The following is a 13,924-nucleotide window of genomic DNA, read 5'->3' as shown; positions in this document are numbered from 1 at the left end:
CCGGCCCGCTCGTCACATGTTCCAGATCAGGGCGCGCGGAGCGGGCGGCCTCTTCCAGGAGGTGGGCGGCGTCCAGTGGCCCGTTTCGAAGAACCGTTCCACGGTGGGCAGCCATGGCCGGAAGTCGATCCCCTGCTGGTCGAGCCACGCGTCGTCGTAGTACGTGTCGAGGTAGCGGTCGCCGGAGTCGCAGAGCACCGAGACGATCGTGCCGCTCTCGTGGCGCTCACGCAGGCCGTGCAGGATCTTCAGGGCGCCGTACAGCCCGGTGCCCGTGGAGGCGCCGGGGGCGATCGGCAGCCGCTCGGCGGCCACGCGCATGGTGGCGATCGAGGCGGGGTCCGGGACGCGGATCATGCGGTTGACGAGCGGGAAGAGGAACGACGGTTCGACCTTCGGGCGGCCGATGCCCTCGATGCGCGAGCCCTTCGCCGTCACCGTACGGTCGTTGTCGCGCCAGCCCGGGTAGAACGCCGAGTTCTCCGGGTCCGTCACGCACACCCGGACCCGGTGGCCGGTGTAGCGCGCGTAGCGGGCCAGGGAGGCCGCCGTGCCGCCGGTCCCGGCTCCCATGACGAACCAGTCGGGGTCCACCGCCCCGAGGATCTCGCCCGCCATCCCGTGGTCGCCGCGCCAGTCGTAGGCGCGCTCCGCGTAGGTGAACTGGTCCATGAAATGCCCGTCGCGCTTGACCGCCTCCTCCTGCGCCCGCTGGGAGATGGTCGCGCCGGTCGCCTCGACGATCTCGCCGCCCAGGTCGAGGACGGCCTGCTTCTTCTCCGGGGCCGTACCGGAGGGCATCACCGCGACGAACTTCAGGTCCAGCTCCCGGCAGAACCACGCCTCCGAGATGGCGGTCGATCCGCTGGACGCCTCCACGACCGGACTCTCCCTCCGCAGCCACCCGTTGGCCAGGGCGTTGAGGAACAGCGCCTCGGCCAACCGGTGCTTGTGACTGCCCGAAGGGTGCACCGTCTCGTTCTTCACCAGCAGCCGCGAACCGCGCAGCCGCTTCGGCAACTCCAGCTCCAGCAGTGGCGTGGGCTCGTACGGCAGGGCCCGGATCCGCCGGATCCGGTCGTTGACCCAGCCGCGCTCGTCCGGGTAGCGGTCCGACAGGTCGTCGTCCTGGCCGACGCCCTCGCCCCGCGCGTCGCGGTCCGTCCCGCCGGCGGGCGTTCCGGGGCCCGCCGCGCCGGCCGGGCCCGTCGTCAGGACCGTACCGGCCGCCGTTCCCGCACCGGCGAACAGCACCGCCCGCCGTGACACACCCAGCCGTGACACACCCATCCGAAAGCCTCCACGTATCCGTCCATGACGCCACCCGTGCCGGGTCGCCGGGTTTGTCTAACAGCGGGCCACCCGCCGACCGCGCGGAAGCGGGAGCGAACACGCGGAGACCACCTACGCGGCCCAACGCCCCACAAAGAAAAGGGTGAATGGTCGCACCAGCACATGATCCGGTCGCGGCTGACGAGCGGACCCGCCGTCGAGGCGCCTTCCGGCCCGAGGCGGCAGGGGGGAGGGCGGTGCGCGGACGAGCAGGTGACGACGGTGGGAGTTTCGTGACGGCGTCGACGTCGGCGTGCCCGGACAGCCGGGTCGTCGTTGAACGGTCGTATGCCCCGGACCGCTCGGTTCCGGGCGCGAACCCGAAGCAGCGAGGAGCGACCGGTGACCGAGTACGTACGACGGGACGAGGAAAGCGGCGGAACCCGGCAGTTGGGCCGGCGGGCCGCCGCCGTGGGGGCGGTGCTGGGGGCCGCGCTGGCGCCGGCCGGCGCGGCGCACGCCAGTGTGATCGGCATCGGGAACGCGACATTCGGCAACACGTGCGTCAACCAGGGCGGTACGGAGGCGGTGGGCGGCACCGCCGCCGGCAGCGGCGCGGTGAGCGGGAACCTCGCCCAGCTGCCGCTCTCCCTGCCGCGCAACCACTGCGGCAGCAGCGGCATCGTCTGCACCGCCGTCTTCATGGCTCAGATCTGACATGGAGGGCGTCTCGCTGGAGGACGCTCCCGTAAGGGAGTTGGCGTCCCTCAGCGGGCGCGGCCTGCCGCTGGTGCGGCAGTGGGTGGCGCGGGAGCCTCGGCACGGAGTGGCGCGGGCACTGCTGGCTCTGGTGACGAGCGACGGGATGAGCGATACGGAGCTGCGCGAGCAGCTGACGGTCGCCCACCGGGACGCGCTGAGCGCCGACGAGCGGTCGGTGAGCCTCGTGTACGGCGTGTTCCTCAGCACCCACCGCCAGTACCGGCTCGCGGCCGACCATCTCCTCGCCCATTTCGAACGGTGGCCGGGGGACGAAGTGGCGGGGCTGATGTTCGACGCCTTCCACGCCACCGGTGAGCCCGCCTACCGGGAACGCGGCGACGATCTGGCCGAGCGGCACTACGCGCTGCTGGGCCAGGACAGTTGGGCCTGGACCAGCCGACTCGCCTGGGTACGGGCGGAGCAGGGCCGCGTCGAGGAGGCGCTCGATCTCGCCGACCGGGCCCTGGCCGCGCATCCCCGCTCCGGGCTCGCCGCACACGCCCGCGCGCACGCCGACCACGAACGGGGGGCCGGCCCGGCGGCCACCGCCTTCCTCGACCGCTGGCTGGCCGCCGACCCGCGTGCCGTCCAGTTCAAGCACCTCAACTGGCACGCCGCTCTCCAGTCCCTGGCCGCCGGGGACTTCGCGGACGCACGGCGGCGCGCCGACGAAGCCCTGGACCGTGCGGACGTGGGCATGCGCGCGGCGACGAACTGGCGGCTGCTGCTCGCCGGGCAGTCCCCGGCCCGCCGCTGCGACCTCGCCCATGTGAGGGAGCTGCTGGCCGGTCCTGGCGGTATGGCCGAGGTCTTCCACACCTTCAACTTCGCCCTCGCGCTGGCCGTCGAGGCCGCCACCGACGAGCTGCGCGCCCTGGCCGCCCGGGCGGCCAGCGACGAACGCCCCGACTACCGGGAGGTGCTCGCTCCGGTGGTCCTGGCGCTCGCCGAGATCACCGGGGGCCGGGCCGGCGCTGCGGTGGACCTGCTGACCGGTCTGGGTGAGCGCACGGAGCGGCTCGGCGGGGTACGGGTGGAGCGCGAGATCGTGCAGGACACGCTCGCCCGCGCGCTGATCGGCACGGGAGAGCACGCCCGCGCGGCCCGGCTGCTGCACCACCGCACCTCCGGCCGCCGCCACCACACGTACGAGGACCTCATCCTCGCCCCGGCAGCCCCGGCAGCCCCGGCAGCCCCGGCAGCCCCGGCAGCCCCGGCAGCCCCGGCAGCCCCGATGACCCCGCTCATCTCCGCCGCCCCGATCATCACCTCCGCCACCGCCACCGCCCCCGCCTCCGCCACCGCCACCGCCCCCGTCCTCACCCCGCCCCACCTCGCCACCGGAGATGCCCCATGCCCGCGCCCCAGGTGATCGTCGTCTCGCCGCGCGGCAGCGGTACGCCCTTGCTCGCGGACGCCATGACCCGGCTCGGCCACACCTCGTACGGCACGATGAGCGGCCACGTCCCGCACGGCTCGGACCGGCCGGATCAGCCGGGGCCGGGGGAGGTCCACGCGCTCCTGACGGCCGCGTACGGCGAGGATCGCGCCGCCCGCCTCTTGCACCGCCGGGGGCCGGAGCACGCCGGGCTGACCGATGCCTTCCACACGGCGGTCAGCGCCCTGTGGCGTGTGTGGTGGGCACGCCTCGGGCAGCCGGTCACCGCGGCCTCACCCGTCGACCCGGGCGCCGAGAGCCGACTGGCCCGCCTCCCCGACGCCGAACTGCGCCGACTCCTGCCGGGCCGGGGCTGCTGGTACGTCAGCGGTCTCGACCTGGGGCGGGCCGACGCCGGGTTCCTGCGCGCCTGGCACGCGGACGCGCGACCGCCGATCATCTTTCACCACCGCGACGTACGCGACCGCGTCATCAGTCTGATCCGTCTGCTGTCCGGACCCGCCGACCGCGTCGGCACGCTGCCCGATCAGCTCATCTACCGCGACATCGTCGGCGCGCTGCCCACCATGGACGCCCGCATCACACTCGCGCTGACCGACCCGGACTTCCCTGGCATGGCGGAGACGCGGAGCTGCCAGTGGCTGCTGCGCCACCCCGCCGTCACGGTGATCACCCACGAGGACCTCGCGGGCCCCGCGCACGGGGGCACCGCTGAAGCCCGTGAACAGGCCCTGAGCCGCATCCGGGAGGCCATCGGCCACCCGTCACCGGCCGGCACCGACCCGCCGCCCGGACGCCTCCCGAACCCCACCCCCACCCCCGGTGCCGATGCCCGTACCGGTGGCGGCGGTGCCGGCGATCTGACGGTGGGCATCTGGCGCAGCCACTTCACCCCCGCGCACGAACGGCTCCTGGACCGGCACTACGGCGACCTGCCCGCCGCCTGCCGTGAGGCGGTGTGACTCCCGGACCGCCGCCTCCCGTACGAGGGCGTCCCCGCCGACCTGTCAACCGCCTTGCTCAGGACCTCGTCACCCGCACCCTGAAGGTGTCGTCCGACTCCTGTGACAGCACCGAGATCCGGACGCGGTTGTCCTTGTCCACGAAGGACTGCCCCGGACCGTACGGCGCGTCCGACAGCTCCGCGTGCACATTGGGCCGGCGCGTACAGCCGCCGCTGTTCTCCTTGCTGTCCGAGACCGTCACGGGACCGCGCCCGGTGTCCACGCCCGCGTCCACCCGGTAGATCAGCACGCCCGGCCGGCACACGGCCTCGTCGTTGCCCTCCCGGGTCCGTACCTCCACCGCGTACCCCGACTCCTTGGAGATCGGTACGAAGGCGATCTTCGGGCCACCCGCTGTCGCCAGCGGGGCCAGCTGGAAGTCGCTGCTGCCGTGCGCGGCGGCGCAGCCGATCTGCTCGTCGTCGAGCCAGCCGAGCTTCCACTTGTGCCAGCCCAGCAGATCGTTGTTGGCGCCCCAGTCCTCCGACATGATGTCCCAGTGCCCGACCGCGCCGCCGCCCTCGGCCGTGTAGAGGTCGGGGAGGCCGAAGACGTGGCCGTTCTCGTGCGGCAGCACCCGGTAGCCGGTCTCGGTGTACGAACCCGAGCCGTCGTCCTGGCGGCTGTAGACGAACGACGTGTTGGAGAGCGGGACGCCGTCCGCGTGCGGGGCGTCCGCGTTGCCCGAGAAGGTGACGGACAGGACGGTGTCCAGTGCCGAGGGACCGGCGTTCGGTGTGACCAGGATGTTGATCAGGTCGTACGCGCTGAAGTCCACGTCCGCGTCGGCGGCGTCCACGATGTCCTCGACGAGCCGCCGGTAGCCGGGCTCGTACGGGGACCCGCGGTCGATGCCGTACTCCGAGAACGGCATCGGCATGCGCAGCCAGTCCGGGACCGGGGCTTCGGCGCGGTAGTCCAGCCGACCGTAGGAGCTGGTCCTGAACCACTCCGACGTCTGCGGGAAGAACTCGGCCAGCCGGTCCTTCGCCTTGCCGGGGCCCGGCGCGTCCGGGAAATCGATCATGAGATTGAGGGCGCGGATGCGACCGGTCGAACGCGAGTAGCCGGCCGGGGTGGGCAGGCCCTCCGACATCTGTACGGTGACGCCGGAGGCGATACGGCACGGTCCGAGCGCGGATCCTGTGGTGCCCCCGGGGCCCGCCGAGGCCCGGAGGGGGGCCGACAGGGTGCCGCTCGCCGAGGTGAGCGCGGCGAGGGCGAGTGCCGTGAGGCCGGCGAGCGCGCCGAGCTTGCGCGAGCCCCGGCCGCCGCCGGGGCGGTCGTGGTGGGCGCCGGTGCTGTCAGCCGGTTCCGAGCCGGTGGTGCCGCTGTGGCCACCGCTTCTTCTTTTCCACCTGAAGCCCGTGTTCCACGTGAATCCCGTGCGCCACGTGAATCCCGTGTTCCATGTGAATCCTGTGATCCATGTGAATCCTGTGCGCCACGTGAATCCCGTGCGAGGCTTGACTCCTGTGTGTCGCTTGAGACCGGCTCTCTCGCCGGCTCGGCCTATCCATCGCCCCTGCTGCATTCGGCCGCCTTCGGTCGCGCGGCAGTCGGCGGTTGTGACTGCGCTCCGTTCGATCACCCTCCGTCCGTCGGCGTGTCGGCGCCCGTCGGGTGCGCCGATCGTGGGTTTTCCGGGTTTTTCCGGTCAATTCACCCTTGTGAGTCAGGTCACGTGCGCTGCTGAAATAACCGGGGACGCTCCCCCCGTTTGCACCTGTGTCTCCTAAGCGGGGAGAGCTTCCCCGCTTACGGCAGGCAGTCCCTCCGGAAAGACCCCGAAGCCCCCCAAGCGCGCTCCCGAGGCGCGCGCCCCAAGACCGAACGACGCGCGGCGAACAAGCCGTGACAGATCGAGCTCGGGCTGACCTCGGACCGACCTCGGACCGAGACCAGACCGACCTCAGACCGACCCCAGACCGACCTCAGACCGACCGAAAGAAGGGCCCGACGTGACCGCCCCCGCTTCCGCCCCCGCCGACGTCACCGCGTGCGGGCCGGCGCCCCGCGCGCCGCGTCCGCGCGCTGACGCGCTGCGCAACCGGGAGCGGATCGTGACGGCGGCCCGCGAGATGTTCGTGGAGTACGGCCCCGACTCCCCGCTCGACGAGATCGCCCGTCGCGCCGGGATCGGCAACGCCACGCTCTACCGGCACTTCCCCGACCGTCATGCCCTCATCCACGACGTCGTGCTCTCCGTCATGGCCCGTGTCGCCGACCGCGCCGAGCGGATCACCGCCGAGGAGTCGGCCGCCGGGCACCCCGACCCGTTCGCCGCGCTGCGCCGCTTCGTGCACATGGCGGCCGACGAGCGGATCGGGGCGCTCTGCCCGATGCTCTCCGAGGCGTTCGACCGGGAATGCCCCGGGCTGGACGCCGAACGCGAACGCCTCGAAGGCGCCGTGGAAGGGCTGATGGAGCGGGCGAGGAGCGCGGGACGGCTGCGTACGGATGTCGCGGTCGGCGATCTGATGATCGCCCTGTCGCAGCTCACCCGGCCGCTGCCCGGGACCGGCTGTCTGAACATGGACCGCTTCATCCACCGCCATCTCCAGCTGTTCCTCGACGGCCTGGAGGCCCCGGCCCGCTCCGCGCTGCCCGGCTCCGCCGCCACCCTGGAGGCACTGCGTCGCCCCGCCTCGTGACGCGCCCCCACGACTTCATCGACCCGCAATAGCCCCGCAATGACTCCGTAAGTCCCGCAGCGTCGCCTGTACTTACGTACGTTTCCGTCCTTCCGTACCAATAGGTGGATACCTCCATGTCAAAAACAGCCGAGAAGGGGCTCCCCGCGACGGGAGCCGCGCTTCCCGATCCGAACCGCTGGAAAGCGCTGGTGTTCATCGCCCTCGCCCAGCTGATGGTCGTGCTCGACGCGACCATCGTGAACATCGCCCTGCCCTCCGCCCAGCAGGACCTGGGCATATCCGACGGCAACAAGCAGTGGGTCATCACGGCCTACGCGCTCGCCTTCGGCGGGCTGCTGCTCTTCGGCGGTCGCATCGCCGACCTGTGGGGCCGTAAGCGCACCTTCGTCACCGGCCTGGTCGGTTTCGCCGCCGCCTCCGCCATCGGCGGCGCCGCCAACAGCGAGGCGATGCTCCTCGGGGCCCGCGCGCTCCAGGGCGTCTTCGGCGCGCTGCTCGCGCCCGCCGCGCTGTCGTTGCTCGCGGTGACCTTCACCAGCCCCAAGGAGCGGGCCAAGGCGTTCGGCATCTTCGGTGCGATCGCCGGTGGCGGTGGCGCCGTGGGCCTGATCCTCGGCGGCTTCCTCACCGAGTACCTGGACTGGCGCTGGACGTTCTTCGTCAACATCCCGTTCGCCGTCGTCGCCGCGCTGGGCGCCTACTTCGTCGTGCGCGAGCCCGCGGGCGGACGCAACCGTTCCGCGCTGGACATCCCCGGCGTGCTGCTGTCGACGCTGGGCCTGGTCTCGCTGGTGTACGGCTTCACGCGCGCCGAGTCCGACGGCTGGGGCGACACCACGACGATCTCCCTCTTCATCGCCGCCGTCGCTCTGCTGGGCCTGTTCGCCCTCGTCGAGTCGAAGGTCAAGACCCCGCTGCTCCCGCTGCGCGTGGTGACCAACCGGAACCGTGCCGGTGTCTACCTCTCGCTGGGGCTCGCCGTCATCGGTATGTTCGGCCTCTTCCTCTTCCTGACGTACTACCTCCAGGTCGTGGAGGGGTACTCGCCGGTCAAGACGGGCTTCGCCTTCATGCCGATGATCGTCGGCATGATCACGGGCTCGACCCAGATCGGCGCCCGGCTGATGACCAGGGTCCCGCCGCGGCTGCTGATGGGGCCGGGCTTCCTGGTCGCGGCCATCGGCATGCTGCTGCTGACGCAGCTGGAGATCGGCTCCTCGTACACGACGGTCATCCTGCCGGCGGAGCTGCTGCTCGGCCTCGGCATGGGTACGGCCTTCATGCCGGCCATGTCGCTCGCCACCCACGGCATCGAGCCGCGTGACGCGGGCGTCGCCTCGGCGATGGTCAACACCTCGCAGCAGGTGGGCGGCGCGATCGGCACCGCCCTGCTGAACACGATCGCCGCCTCCGCGACGACGTCGTACATCGCCTCGCACGCGGCGACCGCCCGCGACCCGCAGCTGCTCCAGCTCCAGGCGCTGGTCTCCGGCTTCTCCAGCGCCATCTGGTGGGCGGTCGGCATCCTGGTCGTCTCCGCGACGATCGCGCTGACCTTCATCAACACGGGCCGGCCCGGCACCTCGACGGTCGCTTCGGGCGGCGCCGCCGAGGGCGCGTCGGACGAGGTCCCGGTGCCGGTGGCGATGCACTGACGGCCACCGCCGACGGGTTCCGTACGGAAGGCATGTACGTAAGGCGCGTACGTAAGGCACGTAAGGCGCGTACGGAAGGCTTCGGCCGACAGGGACGTACGGGCGACGGGACGCACGCACGGACCGCACGCACGGACCGCACGCACGGACCGCACGCACGGACCGCACGCACGGACCGCACGTACGGACCGCACGCACGGCCCGCACTTACGGAGCACGGGATCTGCCCTGGCGCCGCCGCGACTCAGCGGCGCCAGGGCAGATCCGCGCCCGTACCCTCCGGCTGAAGCCCCTCGGCCATCACCCGCATGATCTCCCCGAGCTGCTCCACCTGTTCCGCGGACAGCCGGTCGAAGATCGCCTGGCGCACGGCGGACACATGGCCGGGTGCCGACCGCTCCAGCACGTCGTTGCCCTCGTCCGTGAGGTACGCGTTCTGGCCGCGCTTGTCGGAGTCGCAGTCCTCGCGCCGCACCCAGCCGTACTGTTCGAGCCGGGCGATCGCGTGCGAGAGCCGGGATCTGGTGATCTTGACGTCCATGGCCAGCTGGGTCATCCGCTGCCGCCGCCTCGGCGCCTGTGCGAGCCGCACGAGCAGGGCGTAGTAGATGTGCGGCATCCCGGCGTCGCGCTGGAGCTGGCGGTCGAGGTGATCCTCCAGAAGCGTGGTGGCCGCCAGATACGTCCGCCAGACGCGCTGTTCCTCGTCGCTGAGCCAGCGCGGCGAGCCGTCACCATCGGTACCGTCGCCGGCTCTGCCGTAGTCGCTGTCCGCAGCGCCGTCGCTGTCGGTGGATGCCATGGTCATGTGGACCACTCTACTCATTCTTGAATCTTAAAATAGATAGGCGTAAACTCGGTCACATTGAGTGCTTGAGCTTTCAAATAGAAGCATTCAAGTGGGCGGAAGCCTTCACATAGCGCGTGCAGTGCCTGGACCGGGGAGTTGTCATGAATGGTGTCGCGGAGCGCATGCCGGCCCTCTACCTCTCCCACGGCGCCCCGCCGCTCGCGGACGACCCGGTCTGGCCCGGCGAACTGGCGGCCTGGTCCGCGACGCTGCCGCGCCCCACGGCGATCCTGATGGTCTCCGCGCACTGGGAAGAGGCGCCGCTCGCGCTCGGCGCCACCGAAACCGTGCCGCTGGTCCACGACTTCTGGGGTTTCCCGGAGCACTACTACCGCGTGCGGTACGACGCCCCCGGCGCGCCCGCGCTCGCCGAATCCGTACGCAAGATGCTGCGCGGCGCGGGCACGCCCGTGCAGGACGTGCCGGACCGGGGCCTCGACCACGGGGCGTACGTACCGCTGGTGGAGATGTTCCCGGACGCCGACATTCCGGTCCTCCAGGTCTCCCTGCCCACGCTCGAACCGCGGAAGCTGCTGGAGATCGGGCGCAAGCTGGCTCCGCTGCGGGACGAGGGCGTGCTGATCGTCGGCAGCGGCTTCTTCACCCACAATCTCGCGGCGCTGCGCCACACCGGCGGCGGGGTGCCCGGCTGGTCGGCGGAGTTCGACGACTGGGGGACCCGGGCGCTGCTGGCTCAGGACGTCGACGCGCTGCTCGACTTCGAGCACAAGGCGCCGGCGGGGCGGCTGGCCCATCCGCGTACGGAGCACTTCGCGCCGCTCTTCGTCACGCTCGGCGCCTCGGAGGGGGAGCTGGACAGCGGCCGGAGCGTGATCGACGGATTCTGGCTGGGGCTGGCGAAGAGGTCCGTGCAATTCGGCTGAGCCGGTGTTCTCGGGGGCTGCGGGCCCCTTCGCCGATCGGGCCCGTTCGGTGCTGATCGGGCCTGTTCGGTTTCGGCCGGTCTCGATCGGCCGGTCTCGATCGGCCGGTCTCGTTCGGCGGTCTCGTTCGGCGGTCTCGTTCAGCCGGTCTCACCGAGGCGCTTCTCGTACCAGGCCACGTCCCAGTACGTACCGAACTTCCGCCCGACCTCCTGGTACGTCCCCAGGTGACGGAAGCCGAACCTGGCGTGCAGCCGGTCCGACGCCTCGTTGGGCTGGGCGACGCCCGCGTACGCGCGATGGACGTCCTCGCTCGCGAGGGCGTCGAACAGTGCCTGGTAGAGCAGTGTGCCGATACCGCGCCGGCCGGCCTCGGGCGCGCAGTAGACGGATACCTCGACCGAGGTCGAGTACGCGGGCCTCGGTCGGAACGGGCTGCTGGTTGCGTACCCCAGAACGCGGGCAGAAGGGACATCCTGAGCAACCAAAAGACGGTGCGGGCCGTCTTGCGGATGAGAACGCAGCCACGGAATCCGCTGTTCGGGGGTGAACGCCACGGTGTCGAAGGTGATGGCCGTCTCTCGGACGTAGTGATTGTAGATGTCGGTCAGGGCTGTGAGGTCGGCCTCCGTTCCCGCTCTGACCTGCACTTCTGTACATGTGTGCGACATCTGTCCTCCCCGGATCGCGGCACAGGGTACTGCATGATCAGAAAATCCCCGCACCGCATGGGAATTCTGTCCGGATTCCAGTCGTTGTTTCCAACGGATGCAGGGCACCCGGGAGGGTGTCGCGACCTACTCAGTAAGGGAGCTCGCATGGCAACCCGTGCCGTCGCCCGTCGTTCCGCCGCCGCCTCCGGCTCCAGCGGGACGAAAGCGGCAAGCAGTGTTCGCGCCGTAGGCGGGGAGATCGCCGACCGCGACCTGGTCGGCATGTATCTCGATGAGATCGCGCGCACACCGCTGCTCGACGCCGCCAAGGAAGTCGAGCTGTCGCAGACCATAGAAGCCGGTGTCTACGCCCGCAAGATACTCGACGGCGAAGTCGAGAGCGAGGGCGCCGGCGCCTCGCCCGAGGAGCTGGAAGCGCTCTACACCGCGGGTGAGCGTGCGAAGGACGTCTTCATCCGCTCCAACCTCCGTCTCGTGGTGGCTGTCGCCCGTCGCTATCCGCGCAGCGGCCTGCCTCTGCTGGACCTGATCCAGGAGGGGAACGCGGGCCTGGTGCGCGCGGTGGAGAAGTTCGACTACGCCAAGGGCTTCAAGTTCTCGACGTACGCGACATGGTGGATCCGCCAGGCCATCACGCGCTCCATCGCGGACCAGTCCCGTACGATCCGGCTCCCCGTCCACCTGGTGGAGGAGCTGGGCAGGATCCGCCGTGTGCAGCGCGAGTTCAACAGGGAGCACGGGCGCGACCCCGAGCCCGCCGAGGTGGCCGCCGAGCTGGACTCCAACGCGGCGCGCGTCACCGACGTGCTGGACTGGGCCCGTGACCCGGTCAGCCTGAACATGTCGGTGGACGACGACGGGGACACCCAATTCGGCGACCTGCTGGAGGACACCTCCGCGGTCTCGCCCGAGCAGTCCGTGCTCACGCTGCTGCGCAGCGAGGAGCTGGAAGACCTGATCGGCAGGCTCGACCAGCGCACCGCCTCGATCATCAAGATGCGCTACGGCATCGAGGACGGCCGGGAGCGCACGCTGACCGAGGTCGGCAAGCAGCACGGCCTGACGCGCGAGCGGATCCGGCAGATCGAGAAGCATGCGCTGATAGAGCTGAAAAAGATGGCCAGGGACACCGGTTTCGACGCGGCGGCGTGACGCCGCCGTTCTCTGCCCGTAGTGTCTCTTCTGACTCGTACCGCCTTTCCCGGCGGTACGGGACGGCCGATGCGTCGGCCGCCGATGACGAGCCCCGGCACCAACCCCCCCCAGGTGCCGGGGCTCTCCTCTGTCCGGGTCCGCCGATGCGGCCGGGCCCGCCGACTGTCCGGGCCCGCCGATGCGGCCGGGTCGACGGCTGACACCGCCGTCGCGCGCGGCCGAGGTCGTCGAGACCGTGCCGTGGCCGACGTGGCCGACGTGGCCGACGTGTTCGAGGCGTGCCGTCGCGCCGATCAGCGGTCGCGGACCGGGTGCTGGGCGAATGTGATCATTCCCAGCGCGATCACCAGGCCGGTGATTCCGGGTGCGTCGAAGAACAGAAGCCGCGCTTCCGGATCGTCCACGAACAGGCCACCGGCCAGCTGAAGGACGAAGGTCGCCGCCATAACCAGCAGCGCGCCGCCGAACAGCCCCGGCCGGAACAGCCGCCCGCGAAGCCACGGGAACAGCCACCCCGTCCTGATGGCAGCGGCTCCCGTCACCGTCATGCACACCGCCATGCCCGCGCACGGTGCCAAGGTGTACCAGCTCATGGTCCGTTCTCCCTCCCCGTTCCACACCCCCCCCGGGGATGGATGGACGCCGATGATGACACAGCTCCGGTTTCGGAACCCTCTCCATCGGTATCCGCCGATCAGTACCCATTGATCTCTGCTGATCCCCATTGATCTCTGCTGATCGATGCCCGTTCGTGTCCGAACCAGGCCCACATCTGTTTACTTTATGGAAATGCGGGCGTAGCCTTCCGTCGAAACCACAGGTTCGGGCACGGAATGGACGTAAAACCACATGTACGCACCGGAGCGTCAGCAGGAGATCCTGCGCTTGGCCCGCGAGGTCGGCCGGGTCGACGTGCTGGCGCTGGCCGAGGGGTTCCAGGTCACCGCCGAGACCGTACGGCGTGATCTCAAGGCCCTGGACCGGGCCGGGCTCGTACGGCGCGTGCACGGTGGGGCCATCCCGGCCGGGCGGCTGGACTTCGAGCCGGATCTCGCGGAGCGCGAGTCCACCGCGGCCGATCAGAAGGACCGGATCGCGCACGCGGCGCTCGCCGAGCTGCCGGTGGACGGCAGCGTGATCCTGGACGCCGGGTCGACCGTGGCGCGGCTGGCAGGGGCCCTGCCGCTGGAGTGCGGACTCACCGTCGTCACCCACGCGCTGCCCGTCGCCGCCCGGCTCGCCGACCACCCGGGGATCGATCTGCATCTGGTCGGCGGCCGGGTGCGGCACCGCACCCGGGCCGCGGTCGACGCCTGGGCGCTGCGGGCGTACGGCGAGGTCAACGCCGATGTCGTCTTCCTCGGCACCAACGGTTTCTCCCCCGATGGCGGGCTGACCACCCCGGACCTCGCCGAGGCGGCCGTGAAGCGCGCGCTCGTCGGTGCCGCCCGGCGCGTGGTGCTGCTCGCGGACTCGGCCAAGCACGGGCAGGAGCACTTCGCGCGCTTCGGCACGCTCGCCGATGTCGATCTGCTCATCACCGACAGCGGGCTCGGCCCTTCGGATGTCGCGGCGGTCGAGGCCGCGGGTACCGAAGTGCTGAGCGTTTAGG

Annotated in this window: 13 protein-coding genes; 8 read left to right on the top strand and 5 right to left on the bottom strand. The window is 70.9% G+C overall.

Annotated features, from left to right (window positions below; all coding sequences use genetic code 11):
- Window positions 1-12: 12 nt before the first annotated feature.
- Window positions 13-1,290, bottom strand: a complete 1,278-nt coding sequence (locus ACFY6S_RS15765) for a PLP-dependent cysteine synthase family protein (RefSeq protein ID WP_388816506.1) — start codon at window positions 1,288-1,290, stop codon at window positions 13-15.
- Window positions 1,291-1,674: 384 nt separating this feature from the next.
- On the opposite strand from ACFY6S_RS15765, the gene ACFY6S_RS15760 reads away from it, so the two are divergent.
- Genes ACFY6S_RS15760 through ACFY6S_RS15750 form a run of 3 tightly spaced genes read left to right on the top strand, consistent with a single transcriptional unit; the run spans window position 1,675 to window position 4,395 of the window.
- Window positions 1,675-1,989, top strand: coding sequence for a chaplin family protein (locus tag ACFY6S_RS15760; RefSeq protein WP_388816503.1), 315 nt, complete (start codon window positions 1,675-1,677; stop codon window positions 1,987-1,989).
- Window position 1,990: 1 nt separating this feature from the next.
- Window positions 1,991-3,406, top strand: a complete 1,416-nt coding sequence (locus ACFY6S_RS15755; protein WP_388816500.1) for a hypothetical protein — start codon at window positions 1,991-1,993, stop codon at window positions 3,404-3,406.
- Window positions 3,388-4,395, top strand: coding sequence for a hypothetical protein (locus ACFY6S_RS15750; protein ID WP_388816497.1), 1,008 nt, complete (start codon window positions 3,388-3,390; stop codon window positions 4,393-4,395). Before ACFY6S_RS15755 ends, ACFY6S_RS15750 begins: the two co-directional genes overlap by 19 nt.
- A gap of 58 nt (window positions 4,396-4,453) precedes the next feature.
- Here the strand turns inward: ACFY6S_RS15750 and ACFY6S_RS15745 are convergent, their stop codons facing one another.
- Complete coding sequence (locus ACFY6S_RS15745; protein ID WP_388816494.1) at window positions 4,454-5,533, bottom strand: M6 family metalloprotease domain-containing protein; 1,080 nt, start codon at window positions 5,531-5,533, stop codon at window positions 4,454-4,456.
- Between the two features lie 865 nt (window positions 5,534-6,398).
- Here ACFY6S_RS15745 and ACFY6S_RS15740 point away from each other — a divergent pair.
- Both ACFY6S_RS15740 and ACFY6S_RS15735 read left to right on the top strand, forming a co-directional pair.
- Complete coding sequence (locus tag ACFY6S_RS15740; RefSeq protein WP_388816491.1) at window positions 6,399-7,091, top strand: TetR/AcrR family transcriptional regulator; 693 nt, start codon at window positions 6,399-6,401, stop codon at window positions 7,089-7,091.
- Between the two features lie 116 nt (window positions 7,092-7,207).
- A complete protein-coding gene (locus ACFY6S_RS15735; protein WP_388816488.1) occupies window positions 7,208-8,749 on the top strand; it encodes an MFS transporter in 1,542 nt (513 codons plus the stop codon).
- A gap of 244 nt (window positions 8,750-8,993) precedes the next feature.
- Here ACFY6S_RS15735 and ACFY6S_RS15730 read toward each other — a convergent pair whose 3' ends face one another.
- Window positions 8,994-9,551, bottom strand: a complete 558-nt coding sequence (locus ACFY6S_RS15730; protein WP_388817993.1) for a MarR family winged helix-turn-helix transcriptional regulator — start codon at window positions 9,549-9,551, stop codon at window positions 8,994-8,996.
- A 149-nt stretch (window positions 9,552-9,700) separates the two neighbouring features.
- Between ACFY6S_RS15730 and ACFY6S_RS15725 the strand changes: the two genes are divergently transcribed.
- Entirely contained in the window at window positions 9,701-10,483 is a 783-nt protein-coding gene (locus ACFY6S_RS15725) for a dioxygenase (RefSeq protein ID WP_388816485.1), read from the top strand.
- A 140-nt stretch (window positions 10,484-10,623) separates the two neighbouring features.
- Here ACFY6S_RS15725 and ACFY6S_RS15720 read toward each other — a convergent pair whose 3' ends face one another.
- Window positions 10,624-11,154: a GNAT family N-acetyltransferase gene (locus tag ACFY6S_RS15720; protein WP_388816481.1), complete on the bottom strand. Its 531-nt coding sequence runs from the start codon at window positions 11,152-11,154 to the stop codon at window positions 10,624-10,626.
- 147 nt (window positions 11,155-11,301) lie between these two features.
- On the opposite strand from ACFY6S_RS15720, the gene ACFY6S_RS15715 reads away from it, so the two are divergent.
- Window positions 11,302-12,309 (top strand): RNA polymerase sigma factor RpoD/SigA, encoded by a 1,008-nt coding sequence (locus ACFY6S_RS15715; protein WP_388816478.1) that lies wholly within the window; start codon window positions 11,302-11,304, stop codon window positions 12,307-12,309.
- A 296-nt stretch (window positions 12,310-12,605) separates the two neighbouring features.
- On the opposite strand, the gene ACFY6S_RS15710 is transcribed toward ACFY6S_RS15715, so the two are convergent.
- Window positions 12,606-12,905, bottom strand: a complete 300-nt coding sequence (locus ACFY6S_RS15710; RefSeq protein ID WP_388816475.1) for a hypothetical protein — start codon at window positions 12,903-12,905, stop codon at window positions 12,606-12,608.
- Between the two features lie 256 nt (window positions 12,906-13,161).
- Between ACFY6S_RS15710 and ACFY6S_RS15705 the strand changes: the two genes are divergently transcribed.
- A complete protein-coding gene (locus tag ACFY6S_RS15705) occupies window positions 13,162-13,923 on the top strand; it encodes a DeoR/GlpR family DNA-binding transcription regulator (RefSeq protein ID WP_388816470.1) in 762 nt (253 codons plus the stop codon).
- The last annotated feature ends 1 nt before the right edge of the window (window position 13,924 follow it).

It is taken from the genome of Streptomyces sp. NPDC012835, from assembly GCF_042900885.1.
In the GTDB taxonomy this organism is placed as follows: Bacteria; Actinomycetota; Actinomycetes; order Streptomycetales; family Streptomycetaceae; genus Streptomyces.
Note: the sequence above shows the minus strand (reverse complement) of the source record. Positions and strands in the feature narration are given on the sequence as shown.